This window comes from Streptomyces sp. NPDC001231 (assembly GCF_042896885.1).
Taxonomy (GTDB): domain Bacteria; phylum Actinomycetota; class Actinomycetes; order Streptomycetales; family Streptomycetaceae; genus Streptomyces.
In genome coordinates this window covers 205,174-228,559 of sequence record NZ_JBIAXS010000006.1, presented here as the reverse complement: position 1 = coordinate 228,559, position 23,386 = coordinate 205,174, and the positions used below count along the sequence as shown (strand labels likewise).

Genomic DNA, 23,386 nt, shown 5'->3' with positions numbered 1-23,386 from the left:
GTCGTCACGCCCCTGTGAGCTTCGCGAACTTCGCTTCGTAGGCCGCCTCTTCCTTGTCGCTCAGGGCGCGGAAGGAGTGGGACCTGGCCACCATGTCCTTGGTAGGGATGATCAGCGGGTTCTCCGCCGCAGACTTGTCGATCTTGGCCAGCTCCGCTTGCGCGCCGTCGACGGGACTGATGAAGGCGGTGTAGGCACAGAGCTGCGCCGCGGTCAGGGGCCGGAAGTAGAAGTCGATCAACCGCTCGGCGTTCGCCTTGTGGCGGGCCCCGCGCGGAACGAGCAGGTTGTCGGTGGCCGTCGTGAATCCGGCTTCCGGCATGATGTAGTCGACGTTGGCGCTGTCCGCCTGGAGCTGGACGATGTCACCGCCCCAGGCGAGGCACACGGCGACGTCGCCCTTGGTCAGGTCGGACGTGTAGTCGTTGCCGGTGAAGCGGCGTATCTGCCCCTTGTCGACGGCTTTCTGCAGGCGGGCGATCGCCGCGTCGTAGTCGTCGTCGGTGAACTTCGCCGGGTCCTTGCCCATGTCGATGAGCATCATGCCCATGGTGTCGCGCATCTCCGACAGGAAGGCGACCCGGCCTTTGAGCTTGGGGTTGTCCAGCATGTCGGAGATCGACTTCACCTCGATGCCGTCGAGCGCCTTCTTGTTGTAGGCGATGACGTTCGAGACACCCTGCCACGGATAGGAGTAGGCGCGCCCCGGGTCCCAGTCCGGGCTGCGGAACTGCTCGGACAGGTTGGCGAAGGCGTGCGGCAGGTTCGCCGGGTCCAGCTTCTCCACCCAGCCCAGCCGGATCATCCGCGCGGCCAGCCAGTCGGTGAGGACGATGAGGTCCCGGCCGGTGTCCTGGCCGGCGGCGAGCTCCGGCTTGACCTTGCCGAAGAACTCGTTGTTGTCGTTGATGTCCTCGTTGTACTTGACCTTGATGCCGGTCTGCTGGGTGAACGTGTCGAGCGTGGGGTGCTTCTTTCCGCTGTCGTCGACATCGATGTACACGGGCCAGTTGGAGAAGTTCAGGATCTTCTCCTTGGCCGAGTGGTCCTCCGCGGAGGTACCACCCTGTGCCTGTCCGGCCGGGGGGATCCCGCAGGCGCTCAGCGCCCCGAGTCCCCCGACCGCGAGCGCGCCGCCCGCCGAGGCGCGCAGCATCGAGCGTCGGCTGAAGGAGGCCCTGCCGTTGCGGAAGCTGCGCCGCACGGCGGCCAGCTGGGCCGGGGTGAGGCGGTCGGGCTCGTACTGCTCCATGCGCGTGGTGCCCTTTCGGGAAGGCCTGGTTCAAGGCCTGGTCGTTGCTATCGGTCCCCGAAGATCGTGCGGTGCCAGTCCTTGCGGGCCACCGCAGTGTTGTCGAACATGACGTGCTTGATCTGCGTGTATTCCTCGAACGAGTACGAGGACATGTCCTTGCCGAAGCCGGACTGCTTATAACCGCCGTGCGGCATCTCGCTGATGATCGGAATGTGGTCGTTGACCCACACGCACCCCGCCTTGATCTCCCGCGTCGCGCGGTTGGCCCGGTAGACGTCCCGGCTCCACGCCGAGGCCGCCAGACCGTACGGAGTGTCGTTGGCCAGCCGAATCCCCTCATCATCACTGTCGAACGGCAGAACGACCAGCACCGGACCGAAGATCTCCGACTGGACGATCTCGCTGTCCTGCGCGGCGTCCGCGACGAGGGTGGGGCGATAGTACGCGCCGTTCTTCAGTTCGCCCTGGGGAGCCTCGCCACCGGTGACCACGCGCGCGTAGGCACGCGCCCGGTCGACGAAACCGGCGACGCGGTCGCGATGGACGTGCGAGATCAGCGGGCCGAGGTCGGTGCCGGGGGCGAACGGGTCGCCCAGCCGGACGGTCGCCATCAGGGCGGCCGTCCGCGCGACGAACTCCTCGTACAGGGGGCGCTGCACGTACGCGCGCGTGGCGGCCGTGCAGTCCTGCCCGGTGTTGATGAGCGCGCCCGCGACCGCGCCGTTGACGGCGGCCTCCAGATCGGCGTCGTCGAAGACCACGAAGGGCGCCTTGCCGCCGAGCTCCAGGTGCAGCCGCTTGACGCTCGCGGTGGCGATCTCGGCGACACGCTTGCCGACGGCGGTGGAGCCGGTGAAGGACGTCATGGCCACGTCGGGGTGGCCGATCAGGTGCTCGCCGGCCACCCTGCCGGTACCGGTGACGATGTTGATCACGCCGTCGGGGATGCCCGCGTCGGTGGCGGCCTGGGCGAACATCAGCGAGGTCAGCGGCGTCAGTTCGGCCGGCTTGAGCACGATGGTGTTGCCCGCGGCGACGGCCGGGAGGATCTTCCAGGCAGCCATCTGGAGGGGGTAGTTCCAGGGCGCGATGGAGCCGACGACCCCGATGGGCTCACGACGGACGTAGGACGTGTGGTCGCCGGAGAACTCGCCGGCCGACTGTCCCTGGAGATGCCGGGCGGCGCCCGCGAAGAAGGCCGCGTTGTCGATCGTGCCCGGCACGTCGAACTCGCGGGTCAGCTTCAGCGGCTTGCCGCACTGGAGGGACTCGGCGCGGGCGAAGTCCTCCGCCCGGTCGGCGAGCACGGCCGCGAAGCGGTGCAGCGCGTCCGAGCGGTCGCCCGGCGTGGCGCCCGCCCAGCCCAGGAACGCCTCGCGCGCGGCGGCCACCGCGGCGTCGACGTCCTCGGGGCCGGCCAGTTCGTACGTGTAGACCTCCTCGCCGGTGGCAGGGTCGACGACCGCGTGACTGCGGCCCGAAGTGCCCTTGGTCAGCCTTCCGGCGATGTACTGCGCTCCGTCAGCGAAACGGTCCTGCGCCGGGAATCGGTCCGGGGTGGCGGTGCCCGGGTTGTGCATGTCGCTCTCCTCCGCCGTTGCCCCTCGGTCACCGAGGGCGGGTGGCGTAGCTCCAGCTCGATTTGAGTGCCGATCCTGACAGAGCCCAGGGACTCCAACAAGTGATTCCGTTGTTGCCTTTTGGTTACGCAACGGAATCTGTCGACCAGGTGTCGAGTAGGAACGGAAAAGGCAGGACGGTGTGTCCGTGGTGCGTGCCACACTCGCGTGCATGGGGAACATCGACTCCTGGCAGGCTCTGACCAGGGAAGTCCGCGCGGGGACCCGAGTGCGCTACCTGCACTTCTGGGGGCATCGGCCGCACCCGGACGGCCGGATCGGCCCGAGCTGCCTGAGTCAGTGGTGGCCGTCGCCGTTCACGGTGGACGCGGTGCCGTACGCGACCGCGGAGCACTGGATGATGGCCGGCAAGGCGCGGCTGTTCGGGGACGCGGAGGCGGAGCGGCGGATACTGGCCGCGCGGCATCCGGCGGAGGCCAAGAAGGCGGGGCGGCTCGTGCGCGGCTTCGACGAGGACGTGTGGGAGCGGGAGCGGTTCCGGATCGTGGTGGAGGGCGGCGTCCACAAGTTCGCCGCCCACCCGGCGCTGCGGGAGTTCCTGCTGGCCACGGGCGACCGTGTGCTGGTGGAGGCCAGCCCGGTGGACCGCGTATGGGGCATCGGACTGGCCGCCGGCGACGAGGCGGCGGCCGATCCGGAGCGCTGGCGGGGGCCGAACCTGCTGGGCTTCGCGCTGATGGAGGCGCGCGAGCGGCTGCGGGCCGGTACGCGCGTGCGCTAGTGCTGTGACCGGCCCGCGCGGAGGGCAGGCCGATCAGGGTCAGAGGTCGGACAGGCCGGTCACGGCCGACCCGGGGTCGGGGTCAGCGTTCGGCCAGGACCGCCACGGCCGGCACGGGGGTGCGGCCAAGGCCCTCGTCGTAGGACGTCGAGGAACCCTCGACGGTGCCGGCGTAGGACAAGCCGACGATCAGCAGGGCGATCACGGCGAGGCCGAGGACGATGCCGATGATTCCCGTGATCAGGCCGGCCTGGGCCTGGCCGTGGTTGTTGGCCTCGCCGCGTTCGGCCTTCCGGCGGCCCTTGATGCCGAAGATGACGGCGAGGACGCCGAGCACCACCCCGAAGATGCCGTAGAAGCAGAACATGCTGCAGGACAGGATGCCGAGCACCATCGCGGCGGTGCCCATCCCGTTGTCCGGGGGCATCGGCATGCCGGGCCAGCCCTGGCTCGCTCCCGGATAGGCGGGGTAGCCGGGGTAGCCGTACCCGCCGGGTACGGGACCGGTGGGTATGCCCGGACCGGTGGGAGCGACGGGTGGCGGCGGCACGGCGGAGTCCGCGGTGGGAGCGCCGTAGCCGGGCGGCGGGAAACCGGCCCCCGGCATCGAGACCATCGTCTCCTGGTCGTGCACGGACGGCGGGGCGAAGCCGGGCGGCTGCTCGGGCCCGGGGGACTGCGCCGGGTCGGACGTGTTCTTCTCCAGAGAAGGCCTGCTGCCGGGCGGCGCCCACGGATCCTCGGCGCCCGCGCCCCCGCCGGCCTGCGTTCCGTCCGTCATCTCGTCGTCTCCCCCTCGATCGATCGCCCCGCCATGCTAAGGCCTCGTCGTCGCAGGCGGGCCGCCGGGCACCGGGCAGCACCGCCCCCGGTCGGGAACGCGGCCCGCGGCCGCCACGGCGAGGCGTGCGCCTACGATGACGGTGCTCACCGATCAGCCGATCACCCGCGCCGCGCCCGCAGGGCCCCCGGCGCCCTTCCCGGGGAGGGACCCGTTGACCGACCAGCACGCACCCCGTGACCCGCACGCACTGCTCGACCCGCACGCGCCGCGCGACCGGCACGCCTTCATCGCCGGACTGCCCAAGGCCGAACTGCACGTGCACCACGTCGGCTCCGCCTCCCCCCGGATCGTCTCCGAGCTGGCCGCCCGCCACCCCGACTCCAAGGTGCCCACCGACCCCGAGGCCCTGGCCGACTACTTCACCTTCACGGACTTCGCCCACTTCATCGAGGTGTACCTGTCCGTCGTGGACCTGATCCGCACCCCGGAGGACGTCCGGCTGCTGACCTACGAGGTGGCCCGCGACCTGGCCCGGCAGCAGGTGCGCTACGCGGAGCTCACCATCACGCCGTTCTCCTCCACCCGGCGGGGCATCGACGAGCGCGCCTTCATGGACGCGATCGAGGACGCCCGCAAGGCGGCCCAGGCCGAGTTCGGGACCGTACTGCGCTGGTGCTTCGACATCCCCGGTGAGGCCGGTCTCGAATCGGCCGAGGAGACCATCCGGCTCGCCACCGACGACCGGCTGCGCCCCGAGGGCCTGGTGTCGTTCGGGCTCGGCGGGCCGGAGATCGGCGTACCGCGGCCCCAGTTCAAGCCCTACTTCGACCGGGCCATCGCCGCCGGGCTGCGCTCCGTCCCGCACGCGGGCGAGACCACCGGGCCCGAGACGGTGTGGGACGCGCTGACCGAGCTGCGCGCCGAGCGCATCGGCCACGGCACCAGCTCCGCCCTGGACCCGAAGCTGCTCGCCCACCTCGCCGAGCACCGCATCCCGCTGGAGGTCTGCCCCACCTCCAACATCGCCACCCGGGCCGTGCGCACCATGGAGGAACACCCCATCAAGGAGTTCGTCCGCGCCGGGGTCCTCGTCACGGTCAACTCCGACGACCCGCCCATGTTCGGCACCGACCTCAACAACGAGTACGCCGTGGCCGGCCGGCTGCTCGACCTCGACGAGCGGGGCCTGGCCGAGCTGGCCAAGAACGCGGTGCACGCCTCCTTCCTGGACACGGCCGGCAAGGCGAGCATCGTGGAGGAGATCGACGCCTACACCGCGCGGTGGCTCGCGCCCTGAGCGGGACACGGCGGGACACAATGGGGCTCATGCAGACCGTGACCGCCGTGGCGCACCGCGGCGACCCCTACCGCTTCCGCGAGAACACCGTCGACTCGCTGCGCTCCGCGTTCGGTCAAGGCGCGGACGCGGTCGAGATCGACGTACGGCTGACCCGGGACGGTGTTCCGGTGCTGCTGCACGACGAGTCGCTGAAGCGGCTGTGGGCCCATGACCGGCCGCTGCACGCGCTGTCCGCGGCAGAGCTGCGCGACGTGACGGACGGCCGCGTGCCCACGCTGGAGGACGCGCTCGCCGCGACGGGCACCGGCCGGGTGATGATCGACCTGCCGGGCCCGGCCCGCCCGCGGGCGGTGCGGCGGATCGTCGACGTGGTCGACGCGTGCGGGGCGCGGGACCGCGTGTACTACTGCGCGGGCGCCGAGGCCATGCTCGCGGTGCGTGCCGCCGACCAGTCCGCCGAGATCGCGCTGACCTGGACGAGCCTGGCGCCCCCGCGGGCCGGGCTGCTGGACGCGGTGCGGCCCCGGTGGCTGAACTACCGGTTCACCCTGGTGGACCGGGACCTCGCCACCCGCGTCCACCGCGACGGCTACCTGCTGTCCGTCTGGACCCCCGACACCCGCCGCTCCCTGCGCCGCCTCCTCGACCTCGGCGCCGACTCCATCACGACCAACCGCGTCGACCTGCTGCACACCCTGCGCACCGCGCAGACAGGGGCACCGTAGGGCCTCTCCACTGGATCAAGTCCGGTGCCCGCTACGGCCACAGCACCGCGCTCGGCGCGACCCGCGACCTGAGCCGCACCCTCGTCCACTCGGTCAACTCCACGGACGCCAAGGGCGAGTCGATGAACCCGGTGGCCGAGCGCATCGCGCCGGCGGCACTCAGGTAGCGGGCCGCTCGCCCAGCAGGTGGCGGGCCGCCGCCTGCGATGCCAGGGCGGCCGCGCCCGCGAGGGCCAGGCCGAGGGCAAGGTCCCGGGGGCGTGTGGGGCGCAGGACACCGGCGCGGCGCAGGCGGGCGCGGGCCCAGAGGGTGAAGGGGACGACCACGACGGGCGAGGTCGCGGAGCCGGGGGTGTGACCGCGCACCACCGCGGCCTGGGCCAGGTGGACCAGGCCGTGCAGTCCGAAGGCGTTCAGCGTGGTCTGGTACACGGCGGAACGCCCGCCGGTCGCCCGGCCCGCGGCGGACGCGGCGGCGACCAGCGTGCCCACCAGCCCCACGGCCACGGCGAATTCACGCGTGTCCACCGATCCGAACCGCCGCCACACCGCCTCCGGCACCTGAGGGAACCGCTCCCGCAGCACGGGTACATGGCGTCGCAACGACCGCTGCACGGTGGCCAACTCCTCCGCGTCGTGCAGGGCCCAGGCCACCAGCAGCCCGAACGTGACGGCGGGACCCACCTGTTGGTCGCTCGGCGAGTGCTTCACAGAGATGAGTCTGCTACAGGCCCACGATCGCGTTCCAGCGCTTGGCGAACTCCACGCGTTCCTCGGACGACATGTCGCGGGCGATGGCGAGGCGCTTGCGCATGGTGGCGTCGGGGAAGATCAGCGGGTTCTCGGCGAGTTCGGCGGTGTCCTGGTCCTTGGAGTCGGCGAGCACGGCCTGGGCCGCCGGGACGGGGCAGACGTAGTTGACCCAGGTGGCGAGCTCCGCGGCCACCTCGGGGTCGTAGTAGTAGTCGATCAGGCGCTCCGCGTTGGCCTTGTGGCCGGCCCGGTTGGGGATCATCCAGGAGTCCGACCAGAGCTCCGCGCCCTCCTCGGGCACGACGAAGCGGATGTCGGGGTTGTCCGCCTGGAGCTGGATCACGTCGCCCGAGTAGGCCTGGCAGGCCAGGACGTCCCCGCTGACCAGGTCCTTGGTGTAGTCGTTGCCGGTGAAGCGGCGGATGTGGCCCTTGCGGACCTGCCGCTCCACCTGGTCGCAGACCTTGTCGAAGTCGTGGGTCTTCCACTTGGTGATGTCCACGCCGTTGGCCTGCATCAACAGGGCGAACGCCTCGTCCAGGCCGGACAGCAGGGTGACCCGGCCCTTGAGGTCGCTCGCCCACAGGTCGGAGACCTGGCGTATCTCGCGGCCGAGCTTGCGGCGGTTGTAGGCGATGCCGGTGATGCCCGACTGGTACGGCATCGTGAACTTGCGTCCCGGGTCGAAGGCGGGGTCACGCAGCAGCGGGTCGAGGTACTCGGCCACCTGCGGCTGACGGGCGCGGTCCATCTCCTGCACCCAGCCCAGCCGGACGAACCGCGCGCACAACCAGTCACTGATCACGATGAGATCGCGGCCCGGATCCTGATGGTTCATCAGGGACGGGCTGATCTTGCCGAAGAACTCGTCGTTGTCGTTGATCTCCTCGACGTAGTCGACGGCGATGCCCGTCTGCTTCTCGAAGGCCTCCAGGGTGGGCCGCTTGTTCGGGTTCTTGTCGTCGGTGTCGATGTAGAGCGGCCAGTTCGCCCAGGTCAGCCGGTGATCGGTGGCGGAGAGGTCCGGGATGGCGCGGTCACCGGGCTGGACGTAGGCGGCGGGCACCCCGCAGCCGGCGAGCGCACCGAGCGCGGCCGTGCCGCCCAGGGCGCGCAGCAGGGAGCGGCGGGAGAGCGGGGGCGTCTTCGGAGTCTTGGGCACCGGCCCAGGATGCCGCTCGTGACCGCGGCCGGACAATCGACGCAGCGTCGAGCACGCCGGGAGGGAGCCGACACCTTGTCGATCACGGCCCGGCCCCGGACACACCGCGTCGACCACCGCCCGGCCCGCACACACCACGTCGACCCCGCCCGGCCGTTCGGACACACCGCGTCGCCCCCTGCCCGGCCCCGGACACAGCGCGGCCCCGGACGGTCCGTCCTCCGTCCGGGGCCGCGAGCGGGCGAGCCACGCGATCAGCGCGTCACGTGGTCAGTGACGCGTGGTCGGCGTCACGCGTCGAGCGACGTCATGACGTGCTTGATCCGCGTGTAGTCCTCGAAGCCGTACGCCGACAGGTCCTTGCCGTAGCCGGACTTCTTGAAGCCGCCGTGCGGCATCTCGGCGACCAGCGGGATGTGGGTGTTGATCCACACGCAGCCGAAGTCGAGCTTCTTGGACATCCGCATGGCGCGGGAGTGGTCCTTGGTCCACACCGAGGAGGCCAGCGCGTACTCGACGCCGTTGGCCCACTCCACGGCCTGGTCCTCGTCCGAGAAGGACTGCACGGTGATGACCGGGCCGAAGACCTCCCTCTGGATGATCTCGTCGTCCTGCTTCAGGCCCGAGACGACGGTCGGGGCGTAGAAGTAGCCCTTGTCGCCGACCTGGTGACCGCCGGCCTCGACCTTGGCGTGGGCGGGCAGCCGCTCGATGAAGCCGGCCACCTGCTTGAGCTGGTTGGGGTTGTTCAGCGGACCGAACAGGACGTCCTCGTCGTCCGGCTGCCCGGTCTTGGTCTCGGCCGCGGCCTTGGCGAGCGCGGAGACGAACGCGTCGTGGATGGACTCGTGGACCAGGACGCGGGTGGCGGCCGTGCAGTCCTGGCCGGCGTTGAAGAAGCCGGCGACCGAGATGTCCTCGACGGCCTTGTCGATGTCGGTGTCCTCGAAGACCACGACCGGGGCCTTGCCGCCCAGCTCCAGGTGGACCCGCTTGAGGTCCTTGGAGGCCGACTCGGCGACCGACATGCCGGCGCGCACGGAACCGGTGATGGAGGCCATCGCCGGGGTCGGGTGCTCCACCATCAGACGGCCGGTGTCGCGGTCGCCGCAGATGACGTTGAAGACGCCCTTGGGCAGGATCGAGCCGATGATGTCGGCGATCAGGACCGTGGAGGCGGGGGTGGTGTCCGACGGCTTCAGGACGACCGTGTTGCCCGCGGCGAGCGCCGGGGCGAACTTCCACACGGCCATCATCATCGGGTAGTTCCACGGCGCGACCTGCGCGCAGACGCCGATCGGCTCGCGGCGGATGATCGAGGTCAGCCCGTCCATGTACTCGCCGGCCGAGCGGCCCTCGAGCATCCGGGCCGCACCCGCGAAGAAGCGGATCTGGTCGACCATCGGCGGGATCTCCTCGGAGCGGGTCAGCCCGATCGGCTTGCCCGTGTTCTCCACCTCGGCCGCGATCAGGTCCTCGGCGCGCTCCTCGAAGGCGTCCGCGATCTTCAGCAGGGCCTTCTGGCGCTCCGCCGGGGTGGTGTCGCGCCAGCCCGGGAAGGCCGCGGCCGCGGCCGCCATGGCGGCGTCCACGTCCGCCTGCCCGGAAAGCGGCGCGGTCGCGTACGCCTCGCCCGTCACGGGGTTGACCACCTCGGTGGTCCGTCCGTCGGCGGCGTCCCGGAACTCACCGTCGATGTAGTTGCGCAGACGACGCAGCTCGGTGCTCACTGCCGGCCCTCCTGATCCTGTTCAAGATGTCCCATCGCTGAGTCACCCACCCTAGTCCGGGGAGCCACGTTTTCAACACCCCTGCCGCCGCGAGTTCTGCGAAATCCGCACGTCTCGGTCTCGCAAACAACGAATTTCATTGCATCGGCCTTGCGGAACTGTCGATACGTCGTGCACAGTGAGGTCGTGCCCAGTCGAAGCGCAGAGCAGAGGGACTCCCGCGAGTCCAGGAACGGGAGCAGCCCGCACCTGGACGCCGTCTCCCTCGCCATCATCGAGCAGTTGCAGGAGGACGGCCGCCGTCCGTACGCCGCCATCGGCAAGGCCGTCGGCCTGTCCGAGGCGGCCGTGCGCCAGCGCGTCCAGAAGCTGCTCGACCAGGGCGTGATGCAGATCGTCGCCGTCACCGACCCGCTCACCGTGGGCTTCCGCCGGCAGGCGATGGTCGGGATCAACGTCGAGGGCGACACGGAGTCCGTGGCAGACGCGCTGACCGGCATGTCGGAAGTCGAGTACGTGGTGATGACCGCGGGCTCGTTCGACATCCTCGCCGAGATCGTCTGCGAGGACGACGACCAGCTGCTGGACGTCATCAACAAACGCATCCGGGCACTGCCCGGCGTGCGCTCCACCGAGAGCTTCGTCTACCTCAAGCTCAAGAAGCAGACCTACATGTGGGGAACCCGATAACCGTGAGCAAGGACCTCAGCCGTACCGCGTACGATCACCTGTGGATGCACTTCACCCGCATGTCCTCGTACGAGAACGCCCCCGTGCCGACGATCGTGCGCGGCGAGGGCACCTACATCTACGACGACAAGGGCAGGCGCTACCTCGACGGTCTCGCGGGTCTGTTCGTGGTCCAGGCCGGTCACGGCCGCACGGAGCTGGCCGAGACCGCGTTCAAGCAGGCGCAGGAGCTGGCGTTCTTCCCCGTCTGGTCCTACGCCCACCCCAAGGCCGTCGAGCTGGCCGAGCGCCTGGCGGACTACGCGCCGGGCGACCTGAACAAGGTCTTCTTCACCACCGGCGGCGGTGAGGCCGTCGAGACCGCCTGGAAGCTCGCCAAGCAGTACTTCAAGCTGACCGGCAAGCCCACCAAGCACAAGGTCATATCCCGTGCGGTCGCCTACCACGGCACCCCGCAGGGCGCCCTGTCCATCACCGGCCTGCCGGGCCTGAAGGCGCCGTTCGAGCCGCTGGTGCCGGGCGCGCACAAGGTCCCGAACACCAACATCTACCGCGCCCCGATCTTCGGCGACGACCCGGAGGCCTTCGGCCGCTGGGCCGCCGACCAGATCGAGCAGCAGATCCTCTTCGAGGGCCCGGACACGGTCGCCGCGGTCTTCCTGGAGCCGGTGCAGAACGCCGGCGGCTGCTTCCCGCCGCCGCCCGGATACTTCCAGCGGGTGCGCGAGATCTGCGACCAGTACGACGTGCTGCTCGTCTCCGACGAGGTCATCTGCGCCTTCGGCCGCCTGGGCACCATGTTCGCCTGTGACAAGTTCGGCTACGTGCCGGACATGATCACCTGCGCCAAGGGCATGACCTCGGGCTACTCCCCGATCGGCGCGTGCATCATCTCCGACCGCCTGGCCGAGCCGTTCTACAAGGGCGACAACACCTTCCTGCACGGCTACACCTTCGGCGGCCACCCGGTCTCGGCCGCGGTGGGCCTGGCCAACCTCGACCTGTTCGAGCGCGAGAACCTCACCCAGCACGTGCTGGACAACGAGGGCGCCTTCCTCTCCACCCTGGAGAAGCTGCACGACCTGCCGATCGTCGGCGACGTCCGCGGCAACGGCTTCTTCTACGGCATCGAGCTGGTGAAGGACAAGAACACCAAGGAGTCCTTCAACGACGAGGAGACCGAGCGCGTCCTGTACGGCTTCCTGTCCAAGGCGCTGTACGACAACGGCCTGTACTGCCGTGCCGACGACCGCGGCGACCCGGTCGTCCAGCTCGCCCCGCCGCTGATCTCCAACCAGGAGACCTTCGACGAGATCGAGCAGATCCTGCGCGCGACCCTGTCGGAGGCGTGGACCAAGCTGTGACCGCGGCGGCCCGACCGCCGCGCGAAAGGCGCACACCTGCGATCAGCTGATCAACACCGGCCCCGGTGCCGTCCGTTCGAGTGGGAAACGGCGGCCCGGGGCCGTGTGCTGTCCGGGCTCTCCCCAGGGGCTGCCTAGCGTGCCCTTGACGCGTCACTCTGCGTCGGACCGGCTCCGTGACCCGAGGTCTTCACACTCGTTCGCCCGTACGGGGGACGCACGGCACGGCATTCCCGATGAGAACCGAGGTGTACGCCCATGGACGTCCCACCCGACAACGAGGTGCTCTGGGCGCGGGCCCTGCACTACACCCACGACGACGGTTCGCCCGCCCTCGGCGGCGTCTCCCTCGGTGTCGCGCAGGGTGAGATCCTCGCCGTGAGCGGGCCGAGCGGCAGCGGCAAGTCGACCCTGCTGCGGTGCCTGTCCGGCTTGACGCGGGTGCGGCGCGGCGAGGTCTGGTTCAACAGCGTCCCGGTGCACACCCTGGGCCCGCTGGCCCGTGAGCGGCTGCGCCGCGACCGCTTCGGCTGGGTCGACCCCGCGCCCGTGCTCGTACCGGAGCTGAACGTCTGGGAGAACACGGCCCTGCCCCTGATGCTGCGCGGCACGAGCCGGCGGCGGGCCAAGGTGGCCGCCCAGGAGTGGCTGGAGCGCCTCGACGTCGGCGACCTGGCCCGTATGCGCCCGCACCGGCTGCGCCAGGCCGAACGGCAGCGCGTCTGCATCGCCCGCGCGCTCGCCCCCTCCCCCACGGTGCTGTTCGCCGACGAGCCGACGGCCCCGCTGCACCGCGCCGACCGCGCCCACGTGCTGCGCACGCTCACCACCGCGGCCCGCTCGCACGGCATCACGGTCGTGCTCGCCACCCACGACCCGGAGACCGCGGCCTTCGCGGACCGGACGGTGGCGGTGCTCGACGGGCGGTGCGTGAAGACCGTGCACCTGCCCCCGGTCGGCGACACCGCGGAAGGCCGGGCCGCGTGCTCGCTCTCCGTCTGATCCGCGTCGCCCGCCCGGGCGTCCAGCTGCGCCGCCTGACGGTCGCGGCGGCGTCGGCGGGCACGGGCTTCCTGCTGCTGTCCAGCCTCGGCTACGCGCTCGGCCACCCGGAGCACTCGGCCGCCGCGGCGCTGCGGCTGTCCTGGTGCGTGCTGCCCCTGGCAGCGACGGTGTACCTCGCGATCGCGGTGGCCCGCACCGACCCGGGGACCCGTCCCCGGCCGGGCCTGTCGGCGCTCGGCCTCGGCCCGGGCCGTCTGATGGCCGTCGCGGCGGCCACGACCGCCCTGGCCTGCGGGCTCGGCTCACTGCTCGCGCTGCTGGTCTTCATGTACCTGCGCGGCGACGTGACGGGACTGCCGTTCGACGGCGCGGCACCCGCCTTCCTGGCGGCGGGGGAGCCACTGCCGGTGCCGGCGGCGCTGACGCTGCTGGCCGTCGTCCCCGTCCTCGCCTCGGTGGCGGTCGCGCTGGTGCTGTGCCCCCGGGAGACGAGGCTCACGACGGCCCGGAACACCGGCCGGAGATACGGCCGCTTCGGGGCGTACCGGCGCACCGGCACGCGGGAGACGTTCGGGGCGTACGGCCGGTTCGGGGCACGCCTGGGCGACAGGTCCGCCGGGCGGCAGGACCGGTCGGCGACGCAGGGCCGCTCGGCGACGGCGTGCGCGGTCCGGCCCCAGGACACGGCCGACGGCACGGTACGGACCGGGGACGACCTGACCGGCGCCGATCTGAGCAAGGCCGCCCTGACCGGGGACAACCTGTCAGGCGCCCCCGAGGACGCCGGTCACGAACCCGCGCCCGACGACCCCGACCCCCAACGGCCCCCGGCCCCTCGGCAGCCGCCCACCGGACTCCCCTGGGGCATCGCCGTACTCGCCGCAGGCCTGACCGTGGAGGCGTACGCCGGACGGTCCACCACCCCCGGCGCCGCCTCCGGCCCGGCCCTCCCCGGCGGCCTGGCGTCCGGCTCCGCCCCGGTCCTCATCGGCTGGCTGATGACCGCCGTCGGCCTCGCCCTGGCCGGCCCCGGGCTCACCCACCTGTGCGGCCGTGTGCTCCAGTCCGCGCGCCCAGGCGCCCTGCGGCTCCTGGCCGGGCGCGTCCTGATGGAGGAGGCGGGCCGCGTCGGCCGCCCGCTGGGCGTGGTCTGCGCGGTGGCGTCGGGGACGTACGCCATGATCGCGGCCTACGACAGCACCGCCCGAACGCTCGGCCCGCTGACGACGCTGGGCACGCTGCTGGTCGCCGGCTGCGCCGTGACCACCCTGCTGATCGCCGCCGTCGAGGCGAGGCAGTCCCGTGCCGATGCCGTCGCCGCGCTGCTGCGGCTCGGCGCACCGGCCGCGGTCCTCCGCTCCGCCGCCCTCCTGCGCTGCGGAGCCCTGCTGGCCCTGTTCATCCCGCTGACCCTGATGGTCGCCGATCTCGCCGCCCTGCCGCTGGTCCCCTGAGCCACCGATCCGCCGACCCTGAGAAGACGCGCGGTAGAAATCCCGGGGCCGCCGATGAGTTTCGTGCGGCCCCCGGGTCTACCCCTGCGAACGGCAACGAACCTCGATGGGAGAGACCCCGCCATGTACCAGCAGATGATCTTCGTGAACCTGGCGACGAACGACGTGGCCGCGTCCAGGAAGTTCTTCACCGAGCTCGGCTACACCATCAACCCCCAGTTCTCCACCGACGAATGCGCCTGTGTCGTCATCAGCGACACGATCATCGCGATGCTGCTCAGCAAGCAGCACTACGCCAACTTCACCAAGAAGGAGATCGCGGACTCGACGAAGTCCAGCGAGGTGCTGATCTGCCTGAGCGCGGAGAGCCGCGAGAAGGTCGACGAACTGGTGCAGAAGGCGGTCGCGGCCGGCGGCACCGCGACCGGCGAGGCCCAGGACCAGGGCTTCATGTACGGCCGCTCCTTCGACGACCTCGACGGCCACACCTGGGAGGTCATGTGGATGGACCCGGCCGCGGTGCAGGGCTGAGCCCACGGGGGGTTGAGGCGGAGCGGTCTGGGCGGGTGCGTCGGCACCCGCCCAGACTCATGCCCGGACTCACGCCAACACGTTGAAACATTTGCGTAGTTAATAATGAGGTAAAGTCAACGCCGGTGAGGGGCTCACGGATTGACACTCCCGACGGAGCGCTTATAAATCTGAGCCTCCTGGGGTTGCTGGGAGCTCAACTTCGTCGTTGCCTCAACCCCCCTCAAACCCCCCGCAATTGGGCATCCCGTGAAGGGCAAAGTGGCCATCTTGTCCATATCCCGTCGTACCGCACGTACCGTGCGCATCCTCGGTGTCGCCTCCGCGTCCGCCGCTCTCGCTCTCGGCGCCGCGGGCAACGCGCTCGCCTGCAACATCAAGGAGTTCTCCGCCGAAGCCAAGTGCGACGGCGAGAAGGGCGTCATCGTCGTCACCGACAAGGACCCCTCCCGCACCGAGGCCGTCGTCTCCGTGTTCCTCCAGAACAACGGCGCCGACGCCCGCGAGGTCGGTGAGCTCACGGTGAAGGGTTCCCGTGAGGGCACCACGATCACCTTCGCCGAGGACTGGCAGCCGAACGCCACCTACCGCGTCCACGTCAAGGCCGGCAAGGACGGAAAGCTGGTCAACGAGGACATCAAGCCGAACCTGACCACTCCGTCCACGGCCTGCAAGACGGAGACCCCGAGCACTCCCGCCACGCCGTCGGCGCCGGAGACGCCGGCCCCCTCGGCGACGGAGTCGGAGACGCCGTCCGAGTCGCCGTCGGAGTCGGAGACCGTGGCCCCGACCGCGTCCGCCTCGGAGAGCACCACCGCTCCCGCCGGCACCGAGAACAACGCTCCGTCGCCCGCGGTCGGTGACTCCAACCTCGCCGAGACCGGTGCCGACTCCAACACCGGCATGATCGCCGGCATCGCGGCCGCCCTGGTCGTCGTCGGCGGTGGCGCGGTCTTCTTCGGCATGCGCCGCCGTGGAGCGAACAGCAACCGCTGACGCCCCACCAGCGCACCACTGTGGCCCGCTCCCGAACTCGGGGGCGGGCCACGGTCGTTCACCCGGAGGTCGCCCGCGCCAGCCAGAACTCCAGCAGCTCCCGCTCGCCGAGCACCTCCAGCTCGGGGCTGTCCAGGGGCAGCCGGCTGTAGAACGCGAGCAGCACGGAGGTGAGCGGCCCGCGCAGGGCGACGGTCGCCTTCTCGTGGCCGCGGCGCCAGGTGACGCCCTCCTCGGCCAGCTCGATGACCCACTCGGCGTTCAGCCCGGGGTCGCCGTCGGTGGCGTGCAGATGGATGCTGCGGCCCGGACCGCGCAGCTCCTGGGCATCCGGGGTCGCCTTCTTCCGCTGGATGAACTCCACGATCTGGAGCCACTCGTCGACGGCGTCGGCGGCCACGTCAGCGGCGACCTCGTAGGGTCGGCCCGCGGCGAGCGCGGCGTCGGCCCGGTGGATCGTGATCTCGTGGGTCATACGACGGGCCCAGAAGCCGGTGTCGAGGATCCCGGCCCAGGTCCACACCTTCGTGTCCGGTCCGGCCTCGCGGAGGGTGTCGACGACCATCCGGCCGGTCTCCGCCAGCCAGGCGTCCAGCGCGGCCGGGTCGCCCTGCTCCTTCGGCCCCTTGGCGAGCGGGACCGCGTCGTCCGGGACGTTCTCCAGCGCGCGGGTCCGGACCAGCGCCTCCACCCAGCGCAGGGCCCCGCCCATGTGCCGGACGAGTTCCTCCAGCGTCCAGTCCGGACAGGTGGGCACGGTGCCGGACAGATCGGCGCCGGAGGCGAGCAGGGAGCGCAACTCGTCGACTTGGTAAGCGATTTCGTCACAGTAACGGTCGTAGGAAAGCAGCGTCATGCCCGCACACTAGGTGCCCTGTGGTCGATCAAGCACCACGATTTCGGTCGTGTCGAACTCCACGGCCACCTCGTCCCCGACCTCCGGTGCCGCGCGCAGGGCGCAGGCCGCTTCCAGGCGGGGGGCGTTGTCGGGCTGGAGATGGACGGTGACGTGGGTGCCCTTGAAGGTGCGGGCGGTCACCGTGCAGGGCAGTCCCTCGGCGGTGGGGACGAGACGGACTCCGGCGGGCCGCACGAGGAGGGTGCGAGTGCCCTGGGCCGAGCCGACGGGGACCGGCACCTTGCCCCACGGGGTGACCGCGACCTCGCCGTCCACGTTCGCCTCCACCACGTTCTCGAAGCCGAGGAAACGGGCCACGAAGGCGTCCGACGGCCGCTGCCACACCTCAAGTGGCGTGCCCCACTGGGCGATCCGCCCGTCCCGCATCACCACGACCCGGTCGGCGAGGGCGAAGGCCTCGCCCTGATCGTGTGTGACGGCGAGCACGGTGGTGCCCAACCGCCCGAAAAGCGCCCGCAGTTCGACGACGAGACGCTCCCGCAGCGAGCGGTCTAGCTGGCCCAGGGGCTCGTCCAGCATCAGCAGTCGCGGCCGGGGGGCGAGCGCACGGGCGAGGGCCACCCGCTGCTGCTCCCCGCCGGAGAGCGCGGCCACGGCCCGGCGCCCGGCGCCCGGCAGCCCGACCAGCTCCAGCAACTCCCCCACACGGGCGTCCCGTTCACTCTTCGCCGCGCCGTGCATACGCAGCCCGAAGCCGACGTTTCCAGCCACGTCCCGCTGCGGGAACAGCTGGTGGTCCTGGAACATCAGCCCGACCTCGCGCCGGTGCACCGGTACCCGCCCCTGGTCCCGCCCGTCCAGCAGCACCCGCCCGGAGTCCAGTGGCTGAAGCCCGGCCACGGCGCGCAGCAGCGTCGACTTGCCGCTGCCGCTGGGGCCGAGCACGCACACGATCTCGTGCTCGGCGACCGACAGGTCGACCGCGTCCAGCGCGGCCCGCCCGCCGAAGCGCACGGTCGCGGCCTCAAGGCTCAGCAGCATCTAGAACTCCCCGCTCCGGTCGGTGCGCAGCCGCTCCAGCACCAGCAGCGCCACCGCGCACACCACCATCAGAATCGTCGACAGGGCCATCGCCTGGCCGTAGTTGAGGTCGCCGGGCCGGCCGATCAGCCGCGCCACGGCGACCGGCAGCGTCGGGTTGTCGGGCCGCGCGATGAACACGGTCGCCCCGAACTCCCCCAGTGACACCGCGAAGGCGAACCCGGCGGCGATCAGCAGCGCCCGCCGTACCAGGGGCAGGTCGACCTCCCGCCACACCCGCCACGGCGAGGCCCCGAGCACGGCCGCCGCCTCCCGCAGCCGTACGTCCACCGCGCGCAGCACGGGCAGCATGGTCCGTACGACGAAGGGCACGCCGACCAGCGCCTGCGCGAGGGGGACCAGGATCCAGGACTGCCTGAGGTCCAGCGGCGGGCGGTCCAGGGCGATCAGGAAGCCGAAGCCGACGGTCACCGCGGAGACCCCGAGCGGCAGCATCAGCAGCGCGTCGAAGCCGCGTACGAGCCGGCCTGCGTCACGGCGGGTGAGGGCCGCGGCGGCGAGCGCGCCGATCACCACGGCGATGGCGGTCGCCGCGGCGGCATAGCTCAGGGAGGTGCCGACGGCCTCGATCGGCGCGACCAGGAAGGTGCCGCCGTCCGCGTTCGTCAGCGCCCGGTAGTAGCCGAACCGGGGCGCGGTGAGCGACCGCTGCACCAGCACGGCGAGCGGCAGCACGAGGAGGACGGCGACGGTGGCGAGGACCCCGGCCAGCAGCGTCCACTGCCCGGCGCCGCGCGGCCGGCGGGCGGTCAGCGAGGCGTCGACCAGCTTCAGCGCGGACTCCCGGCGCCGCACGGTCCAGGCGTGCACCGCGAGGATCGCGCCCACCGCGGCGAACTGGACGATCGTCAGGACCGCGGCGGTGGCCAGGTCGAAGATCTCGGACGTCTGCCGGTAGATCTCCACCTCGAGGGTCGAGAAGGTCGGGCCGCCGAGGATCTGCACCACACCGAAGGAGGTGAACGTGAACAGGAAGACCATGAGCGCGGCGGCGGCGACCGCGGGCGCCAGCGCGGGCAGGGTGACCTTGCGCCAGGCGGCGAGCGGCGAGGCGCCGAGCATCCGGGCCGCCTCCTCCTGGCGCGGGTCGAGCCCCGCCCACAGACCGCCCACGGTCCGTACGACGACGGCGTAGTTGAAGAAGACGTGGGCGAGCAGGATCGCCCAGACCGTGGTGTCCAGCCGTACGCCCCACAGTTCGTCGAGCAGGCCGCCGCGCCCGACCAGCGCGAGGAACGCGGTGCCGACCACGACCGTGGGCAGCACGAACGGCACGGTGACGACGGCCCGCAGGACCTGCCGGCCGGGGAAGTCGAGGCGCGCGAGGACATAGGCGCCGGGCAGGGCTACGAGCAGGGTGAGCACGGTGGAGGCGAGCGCCTGCCAGGTGGTGAACCACAGCACGTGCCGGATGTCGGACTGCCCGAGCACATCGGCGATCCGCCCCAACCGCCAGGCCCCGTCGGCCTCCAGACCGCGCCGGACGATCGCGGCCACGGGGTAGGCGAAGAACGCCGCGAAGAACGCGACGGGCACGGCCATGAGACCGAGCCGCGCCGCGTTCCCCGTCCGGCGGCCGCGTCCGCGGCCTACCTGAGGACGAGCGAGGTCCACGACTTGACCCACTGGTCACGGTTGGCGGCGATCTTGGCGGGGGCCATGGTCTCGGGGTTCTTGGCCTGGGGGCCGTACTCCGCGAACTCCGGGGGGACCTGGGCGCCTTCGCGCACCGGGTAGACGAACATGTTCAGCGGCATGTCGTCCTGGAACTTCTTGGTGATCAGGAAGTCCAGGAGGGCCTTGCCCCCTTCGGTGTTCCCGGCGTTGGCGAGCAGTCCCGCGTACTCGACCTGGCGGAAGCAGGTGCCCTGCGCGACGCCGGTCGGCGCGGTCTTCGGCCGCGGGTCGGCGTAGATGACCTCGGCGGGCGGCGAGGAGGCGTAGGAGACGACGAGGGGACGGTCGCCCTTGGCCTTCCTGCCGCCGGCGGATCCGGAGAACTCCTGGTTGTAGGCCTGCTCCCAGCCGTCGACGACCTTGACGCCGTTGGCCTTGAGCTTCTTCCAGTAGTCCTGCCAGCCCTTGTCGCCGTACTGGGCGGCGGTGCCGAGCAGGAAGCCGAGGCCGGGCGAGGAGGTGGCGGCGTTCTCGGTGACGAGGAGGTTCTTGTACTCCGGCTTGACCAGGTCGTCGAACGAGGCGGGCGGGGTCAGCTTGTGGTCGGCGAAGTACTTCTTGTCGTAGTTGACGCAGATGTCGCCGGTGTCGATGGGCGTGACCCGGTGCTTCGCCTCGTCGACGCGGTACTGCGGCAGGATCAGGTCCGAACCCTTCGGCTCGTACGACTGGAACAGCCCGTTGTCCAGGGCGCGGGACAGCAGCGTGTTGTCGACGCCGAAGAAGACGTCGCCCTGCGGGTTGTCCTTGGTGAGGATGGCCTTGTTGACGGCCTGGCCGGCGTCGCCGTCCTCGAGGACCTTGACCTTGTAGCCGGAGCTCTTCTCGAAGTCCGCGATGACGCTCTTGGAGACGGCCCATGAGTTGTGGCTGACCAGGGTCACCGTCCTGGAGCCGGCCGAACTCTTCTCGCCCGGCGACGAACCGCACGCCGACAGCGTGACCAGGCCGAGCCCGACCGCCACGGCGGCGAACGTCTTGGTGTGCACTGAAGTCCTCCTGGGGGTTGGCCAGGAAGAGACGCGGCCCTGCCCGGGATCCGCGAGGGACACCCGGGCAGGGCACAACAGCTTGAGTGATGACCGAACTTCCTACCCAGAATGACCTGGGCGAGGTTCAGAGGGTCTGCGGCCGGTGCCGCACTCTCAGCGCTGTGGCGCTCCCCTGTCGGAATATGAAGATGTGTGCGGTATCAGCCTACCGTCCGGCTACCTTTCGGTGGCAGCCAGCTGACCGCAGGCGCCGTCGATCTCCTGCCCGCGGGTGTCCCGGATGGTCACCGGCACACCGTGGGCGGCGATCGCCTCGACGAACGCCTTCTCGTCCTCGGGGCGGGACGCCGTCCACTTGGAGCCGGGCGTCGGGTTCAGCGGGATGAGGTTGACGTGCACCGGCCTGCCCTTGAGCAGCCGGCCGAGCCGGTCGCCGCGCCACGCCTGGTCGTTGATGTCCCGGATCAGCGCGTACTCGATGGACAGCCTGCGCCCGGACCTGGCGGTGTACTCGAATCCGGCGTCGAGCACCTCCCGCACCTTCCACCGCGTGTTGACCGGGACGAGCGTGTCGCGCAGCTCGTCGTCCGGTGCGTGCAGGGAGATGGCGAGGCGGCACTTGAAGCCCTCGTCGGAGAACCGGTGGATGGCCGGAACCAGACCCACCGTCGAGACGGTGATCCCGCGCTGGGACAGGCCGAGCCCGTCCGGCTCGGGGTCGGTCAGGGCTCGGATGGCGCCGACGACGCGGTTGTAGTTGGCGAGCGGCTCGCCCATGCCCATGAAGACGATGTTCGACAGGCGCGCGGGACCACCGGGGACCTCTCCGTCCCGCAGGGCGCGCATCCCGTCCACGATCTGGTGCACGATCTCGGCGGTGGACAGGTTCCGGTCGAGCCCGGCCTGTCCCGTGGCGCAGAACGGGCAGTTCATTCCGCAGCCCGCCTGCGAGCTGATGCACATGGTCACCCGGTCCGGGTAGCGCATGAGCACCGACTCCACGAGCGTGCCGTCGAACAGGCGCCACAGCGTCTTGCGCGTGGTCCCCTCGTCGGTCGACAGATGCCGTACGACCGTCATCAGCTCGGGAAGCAGCGCCTCCTGGAGCTTGGCGCGGGATCCGGCGGGGATGTCGGTCCACTGCTCCGGGTCGTGCGCGTACCGCGCGAAGTAGTGCTGCGAGAGCTGCTTGGCACGGAACGGCTTCTCGCCGATCGCGGCGACGGCCTCCTTGCGCTCGGCGGGCGACAGGTCGGCAAGGTGCCGCGGCGGCTTCTTGGCACCGCGCGGGGCGACGAAAGTGAGTTCTCCGGGCTTGGGCATGGTGGTACCAGTGTCGCAGATCCACTTGGGTGACCTGCGGCTGTCGCTCCCTACGGCTGTCGTTAGCAGTCGTCACCGGTCGCTACTGAGCGGCCTCGGACGGCCCACAGACGGCCCAGGGGCGATCACGCGTCGACTGCCGGCCACTCGTCGAGCCACACCCTGACCTGGTGGGTATGGGCGTGCCAGAAGACCTCAAGCTCGCCCTTGATGATCTCCACGGCGAAGAAGTGTGCACTGCCACCGGCCTCGCCGCACGTAGACGGCGTGCCGAACGCCATAGCGCCGGCGGAGACCACGGCCATGCCGCACGGGATGGACCGGCCCACGCCGCTCGAAGGCGGGCCAGTCATTCGTCCGCTCGACCACAGACGTCAGCACAGCACGGGCATCCGCGATGAGCACCTGCGCCGGTACCCGAAGCACCGTCTCTGAGCAGGGGAAGAGCCGTCGTCGACTGTCGTCATCTGTCATCGTTGAGCACCCCCGCACGGCCCAGAGACGGCCCGCGCGGGGGTGTCGCGGTGCGCCCCTTGATGCGAACTACGGGTGCGACGGTTGCCGGGGCCTACCCGGCTGGTTAGGCAGTCACCTCAGGTGGGCAACGATCGCCCTGGATCGACTGCCCACTGCGCACCACTGCGTTACGTGTGCCGTCCGTATGATCTCGCGCATGACAGCTGAACACCCGGAGCCCGCGGCACAGAGCGAACTGCGTGCATCTCATGCCGACCGCGAAAGGGTGGTGGAGCGACTGCGGGACGCAGCTGCCGAGGGCCGCCTTGATCTGGACGAGCTGGATTCCCGCTTGGGCCGAGCACTGACCGCCAAGACCCTTGCCGATTTGAAACCGCTCATCGCAGACCTGCCCCACGTCGATTCTCCAGAACTTGGACAGCCACTCGTGATCAAGGGCGGCATCCATGGTGCCGTGCGTGCAGGACGCTGGCGGGTCCCCGCACGGATCACCGCGTACGGCGATATGGGCGGCGTCAAGCTCGACTTCACCCGGGCTGACTGCGACTTGCCCAAGGTTGAGATAGAGGTGCGGGGTCAGATGGCCGGCGTCACCATCGTCATCCCTCGTAGCTGGGCCGCAGACATGGACGGAGTGGCACCCGGTGTCGGCGGCGTGAAGGACAAAACGACGCCCGATAGGGTCCCCGGTACACCGCTGATCCGCCTACACGGCTCCGGCGGTATGGGTGGGGTGGTCGTTCGTCATCCCAACATCCGTGAACGCCGCAAACTCAAGCGTGACGAGCCCCTTTAGGCAGAGCCACGGCGCCTGTGTGAAACACAGAGCCATAGCCCGAAGAGGATG

At 70.7% G+C, this 23,386-nt stretch carries 22 protein-coding genes and 1 riboswitch; of the genes, 10 read left to right on the top strand and 12 right to left on the bottom strand.

What is annotated here, in order from left to right; genetic code table 11:
• Positions 1-4 precede the first annotated feature (4 nt).
• Both ACFY3J_RS10160 and ACFY3J_RS10155 read right to left on the bottom strand, forming a co-directional pair.
• Complete coding sequence (locus ACFY3J_RS10160; protein WP_365775789.1) at positions 5-1,252, bottom strand: spermidine/putrescine ABC transporter substrate-binding protein; 1,248 nt, start codon at positions 1,250-1,252, stop codon at positions 5-7.
• Positions 1,253-1,299: 47 nt separating this feature from the next.
• Complete coding sequence (locus ACFY3J_RS10155) at positions 1,300-2,835, bottom strand: gamma-aminobutyraldehyde dehydrogenase (RefSeq protein ID WP_390840693.1); 1,536 nt, start codon at positions 2,833-2,835, stop codon at positions 1,300-1,302.
• Positions 2,836-3,046: 211 nt separating this feature from the next.
• Here ACFY3J_RS10155 and ACFY3J_RS10150 point away from each other — a divergent pair, with 211 nt between their 5' ends.
• Entirely contained in the window at positions 3,047-3,616 is a 570-nt protein-coding gene (locus ACFY3J_RS10150) for an NADAR family protein (RefSeq protein WP_384186572.1), read from the top strand.
• An 82-nt stretch (positions 3,617-3,698) separates the two neighbouring features.
• Here the strand turns inward: ACFY3J_RS10150 and ACFY3J_RS10145 are convergent, their stop codons facing one another.
• A complete protein-coding gene (locus ACFY3J_RS10145) occupies positions 3,699-4,397 on the bottom strand; it encodes a DUF4190 domain-containing protein (protein ID WP_384186575.1) in 699 nt (232 codons plus the stop codon).
• A 136-nt stretch (positions 4,398-4,533) separates the two neighbouring features.
• Here ACFY3J_RS10145 and ACFY3J_RS10140 point away from each other — a divergent pair, with 136 nt between their 5' ends.
• Together ACFY3J_RS10140 and ACFY3J_RS10135 are read left to right on the top strand one after the other, a co-directional pair.
• The gene (locus tag ACFY3J_RS10140) at positions 4,534-5,697 is read left to right on the top strand and encodes an adenosine deaminase (RefSeq protein ID WP_384186577.1); all 1,164 of its coding nucleotides are present in this window, start codon (positions 4,534-4,536) and stop codon (positions 5,695-5,697) included.
• A gap of 29 nt (positions 5,698-5,726) precedes the next feature.
• Positions 5,727-6,425: a glycerophosphodiester phosphodiesterase gene (locus ACFY3J_RS10135; RefSeq protein WP_384186580.1), complete on the top strand. Its 699-nt coding sequence runs from the start codon at positions 5,727-5,729 to the stop codon at positions 6,423-6,425.
• Between the two features lie 159 nt (positions 6,426-6,584).
• Here the strand turns inward: ACFY3J_RS10135 and ACFY3J_RS10130 are convergent, their stop codons facing one another.
• From ACFY3J_RS10130 to ACFY3J_RS10120, 3 genes are all read right to left on the bottom strand, one after another.
• The gene (locus ACFY3J_RS10130; RefSeq protein ID WP_390840692.1) at positions 6,585-7,136 is read right to left on the bottom strand and encodes an HXXEE domain-containing protein; all 552 of its coding nucleotides are present in this window, start codon (positions 7,134-7,136) and stop codon (positions 6,585-6,587) included.
• Positions 7,137-7,149: 13 nt separating this feature from the next.
• The gene (locus tag ACFY3J_RS10125; RefSeq protein WP_390840691.1) at positions 7,150-8,340 is read right to left on the bottom strand and encodes a PotD/PotF family extracellular solute-binding protein; all 1,191 of its coding nucleotides are present in this window, start codon (positions 8,338-8,340) and stop codon (positions 7,150-7,152) included.
• 290 nt (positions 8,341-8,630) lie between these two features.
• On the bottom strand, positions 8,631-10,070 hold the full coding sequence (locus tag ACFY3J_RS10120; protein ID WP_384186588.1) for a gamma-aminobutyraldehyde dehydrogenase: 1,440 nt from the start codon (positions 10,068-10,070) through the stop codon (positions 8,631-8,633).
• 171 nt (positions 10,071-10,241) lie between these two features.
• Between ACFY3J_RS10120 and ACFY3J_RS10115 the strand changes: the two genes are divergently transcribed.
• From ACFY3J_RS10115 to ACFY3J_RS10090, 6 genes are all read left to right on the top strand, one after another.
• Positions 10,242-10,760 (top strand): Lrp/AsnC family transcriptional regulator, encoded by a 519-nt coding sequence (locus tag ACFY3J_RS10115; RefSeq protein ID WP_141357882.1) that lies wholly within the window; start codon positions 10,242-10,244, stop codon positions 10,758-10,760.
• Positions 10,745-12,124: an aspartate aminotransferase family protein gene (locus ACFY3J_RS10110; protein ID WP_384186592.1), complete on the top strand. Its 1,380-nt coding sequence runs from the start codon at positions 10,745-10,747 to the stop codon at positions 12,122-12,124. The genes ACFY3J_RS10115 and ACFY3J_RS10110 overlap by 16 nt, the downstream gene beginning before the upstream one ends.
• 258 nt (positions 12,125-12,382) lie before the next feature.
• The gene (locus ACFY3J_RS10105; RefSeq protein WP_384186595.1) at positions 12,383-13,126 is read left to right on the top strand and encodes an ABC transporter ATP-binding protein; all 744 of its coding nucleotides are present in this window, start codon (positions 12,383-12,385) and stop codon (positions 13,124-13,126) included.
• A complete protein-coding gene (locus ACFY3J_RS10100; RefSeq protein WP_384186598.1) occupies positions 13,108-14,583 on the top strand; it encodes a hypothetical protein in 1,476 nt (491 codons plus the stop codon). The genes ACFY3J_RS10105 and ACFY3J_RS10100 overlap by 19 nt, the downstream gene beginning before the upstream one ends.
• Positions 14,584-14,706: 123 nt before the next feature.
• A complete protein-coding gene (locus ACFY3J_RS10095; protein WP_384186600.1) occupies positions 14,707-15,114 on the top strand; it encodes a VOC family protein in 408 nt (135 codons plus the stop codon).
• Between the two features lie 270 nt (positions 15,115-15,384).
• On the top strand, positions 15,385-16,110 hold the full coding sequence (locus tag ACFY3J_RS10090; RefSeq protein ID WP_384186603.1) for an LAETG motif-containing sortase-dependent surface protein: 726 nt from the start codon (positions 15,385-15,387) through the stop codon (positions 16,108-16,110).
• Between the two features lie 58 nt (positions 16,111-16,168).
• Here the strand turns inward: ACFY3J_RS10090 and ACFY3J_RS10085 are convergent, their stop codons facing one another.
• The 6 genes from ACFY3J_RS10085 to ACFY3J_RS10060 form a co-directional block, all read right to left on the bottom strand.
• Positions 16,169-16,966 carry a maleylpyruvate isomerase N-terminal domain-containing protein gene (locus ACFY3J_RS10085; protein WP_390840690.1) on the bottom strand — a complete coding sequence of 266 codons (798 nt, stop codon included), beginning with the start codon at positions 16,964-16,966 and terminating at the stop codon, positions 16,169-16,171.
• Between the two features lie 9 nt (positions 16,967-16,975).
• Entirely contained in the window at positions 16,976-18,010 is a 1,035-nt protein-coding gene (locus ACFY3J_RS10080; RefSeq protein ID WP_384186609.1) for an ABC transporter ATP-binding protein, read from the bottom strand.
• The gene (locus tag ACFY3J_RS10075; protein ID WP_390840689.1) at positions 18,011-19,612 is read right to left on the bottom strand and encodes an ABC transporter permease; all 1,602 of its coding nucleotides are present in this window, start codon (positions 19,610-19,612) and stop codon (positions 18,011-18,013) included. It abuts the gene before it with no gap.
• A gap of 47 nt (positions 19,613-19,659) precedes the next feature.
• Entirely contained in the window at positions 19,660-20,736 is a 1,077-nt protein-coding gene (locus ACFY3J_RS10070) for a thiamine ABC transporter substrate binding subunit (protein WP_384186614.1), read from the bottom strand.
• Positions 20,737-20,817: 81 nt separating this feature from the next.
• A riboswitch (TPP riboswitch) is annotated at positions 20,818-20,923 on the bottom strand.
• 32 nt (positions 20,924-20,955) lie between these two features.
• A complete protein-coding gene (gene rlmN, locus ACFY3J_RS10065) occupies positions 20,956-22,062 on the bottom strand; it encodes a 23S rRNA (adenine(2503)-C(2))-methyltransferase RlmN (RefSeq protein WP_225079357.1) in 1,107 nt (368 codons plus the stop codon).
• Positions 22,063-22,187: 125 nt separating this feature from the next.
• Positions 22,188-22,367 carry a hypothetical protein gene (locus ACFY3J_RS10060; protein WP_384186618.1) on the bottom strand — a complete coding sequence of 60 codons (180 nt, stop codon included), beginning with the start codon at positions 22,365-22,367 and terminating at the stop codon, positions 22,188-22,190.
• Positions 22,368-22,735: 368 nt separating this feature from the next.
• Here ACFY3J_RS10060 and ACFY3J_RS10055 point away from each other — a divergent pair, with 368 nt between their 5' ends.
• Positions 22,736-23,335: a DUF1707 domain-containing protein gene (locus tag ACFY3J_RS10055; RefSeq protein ID WP_384186621.1), complete on the top strand. Its 600-nt coding sequence runs from the start codon at positions 22,736-22,738 to the stop codon at positions 23,333-23,335.
• The last annotated feature ends 51 nt before the right edge of the window (positions 23,336-23,386 follow it).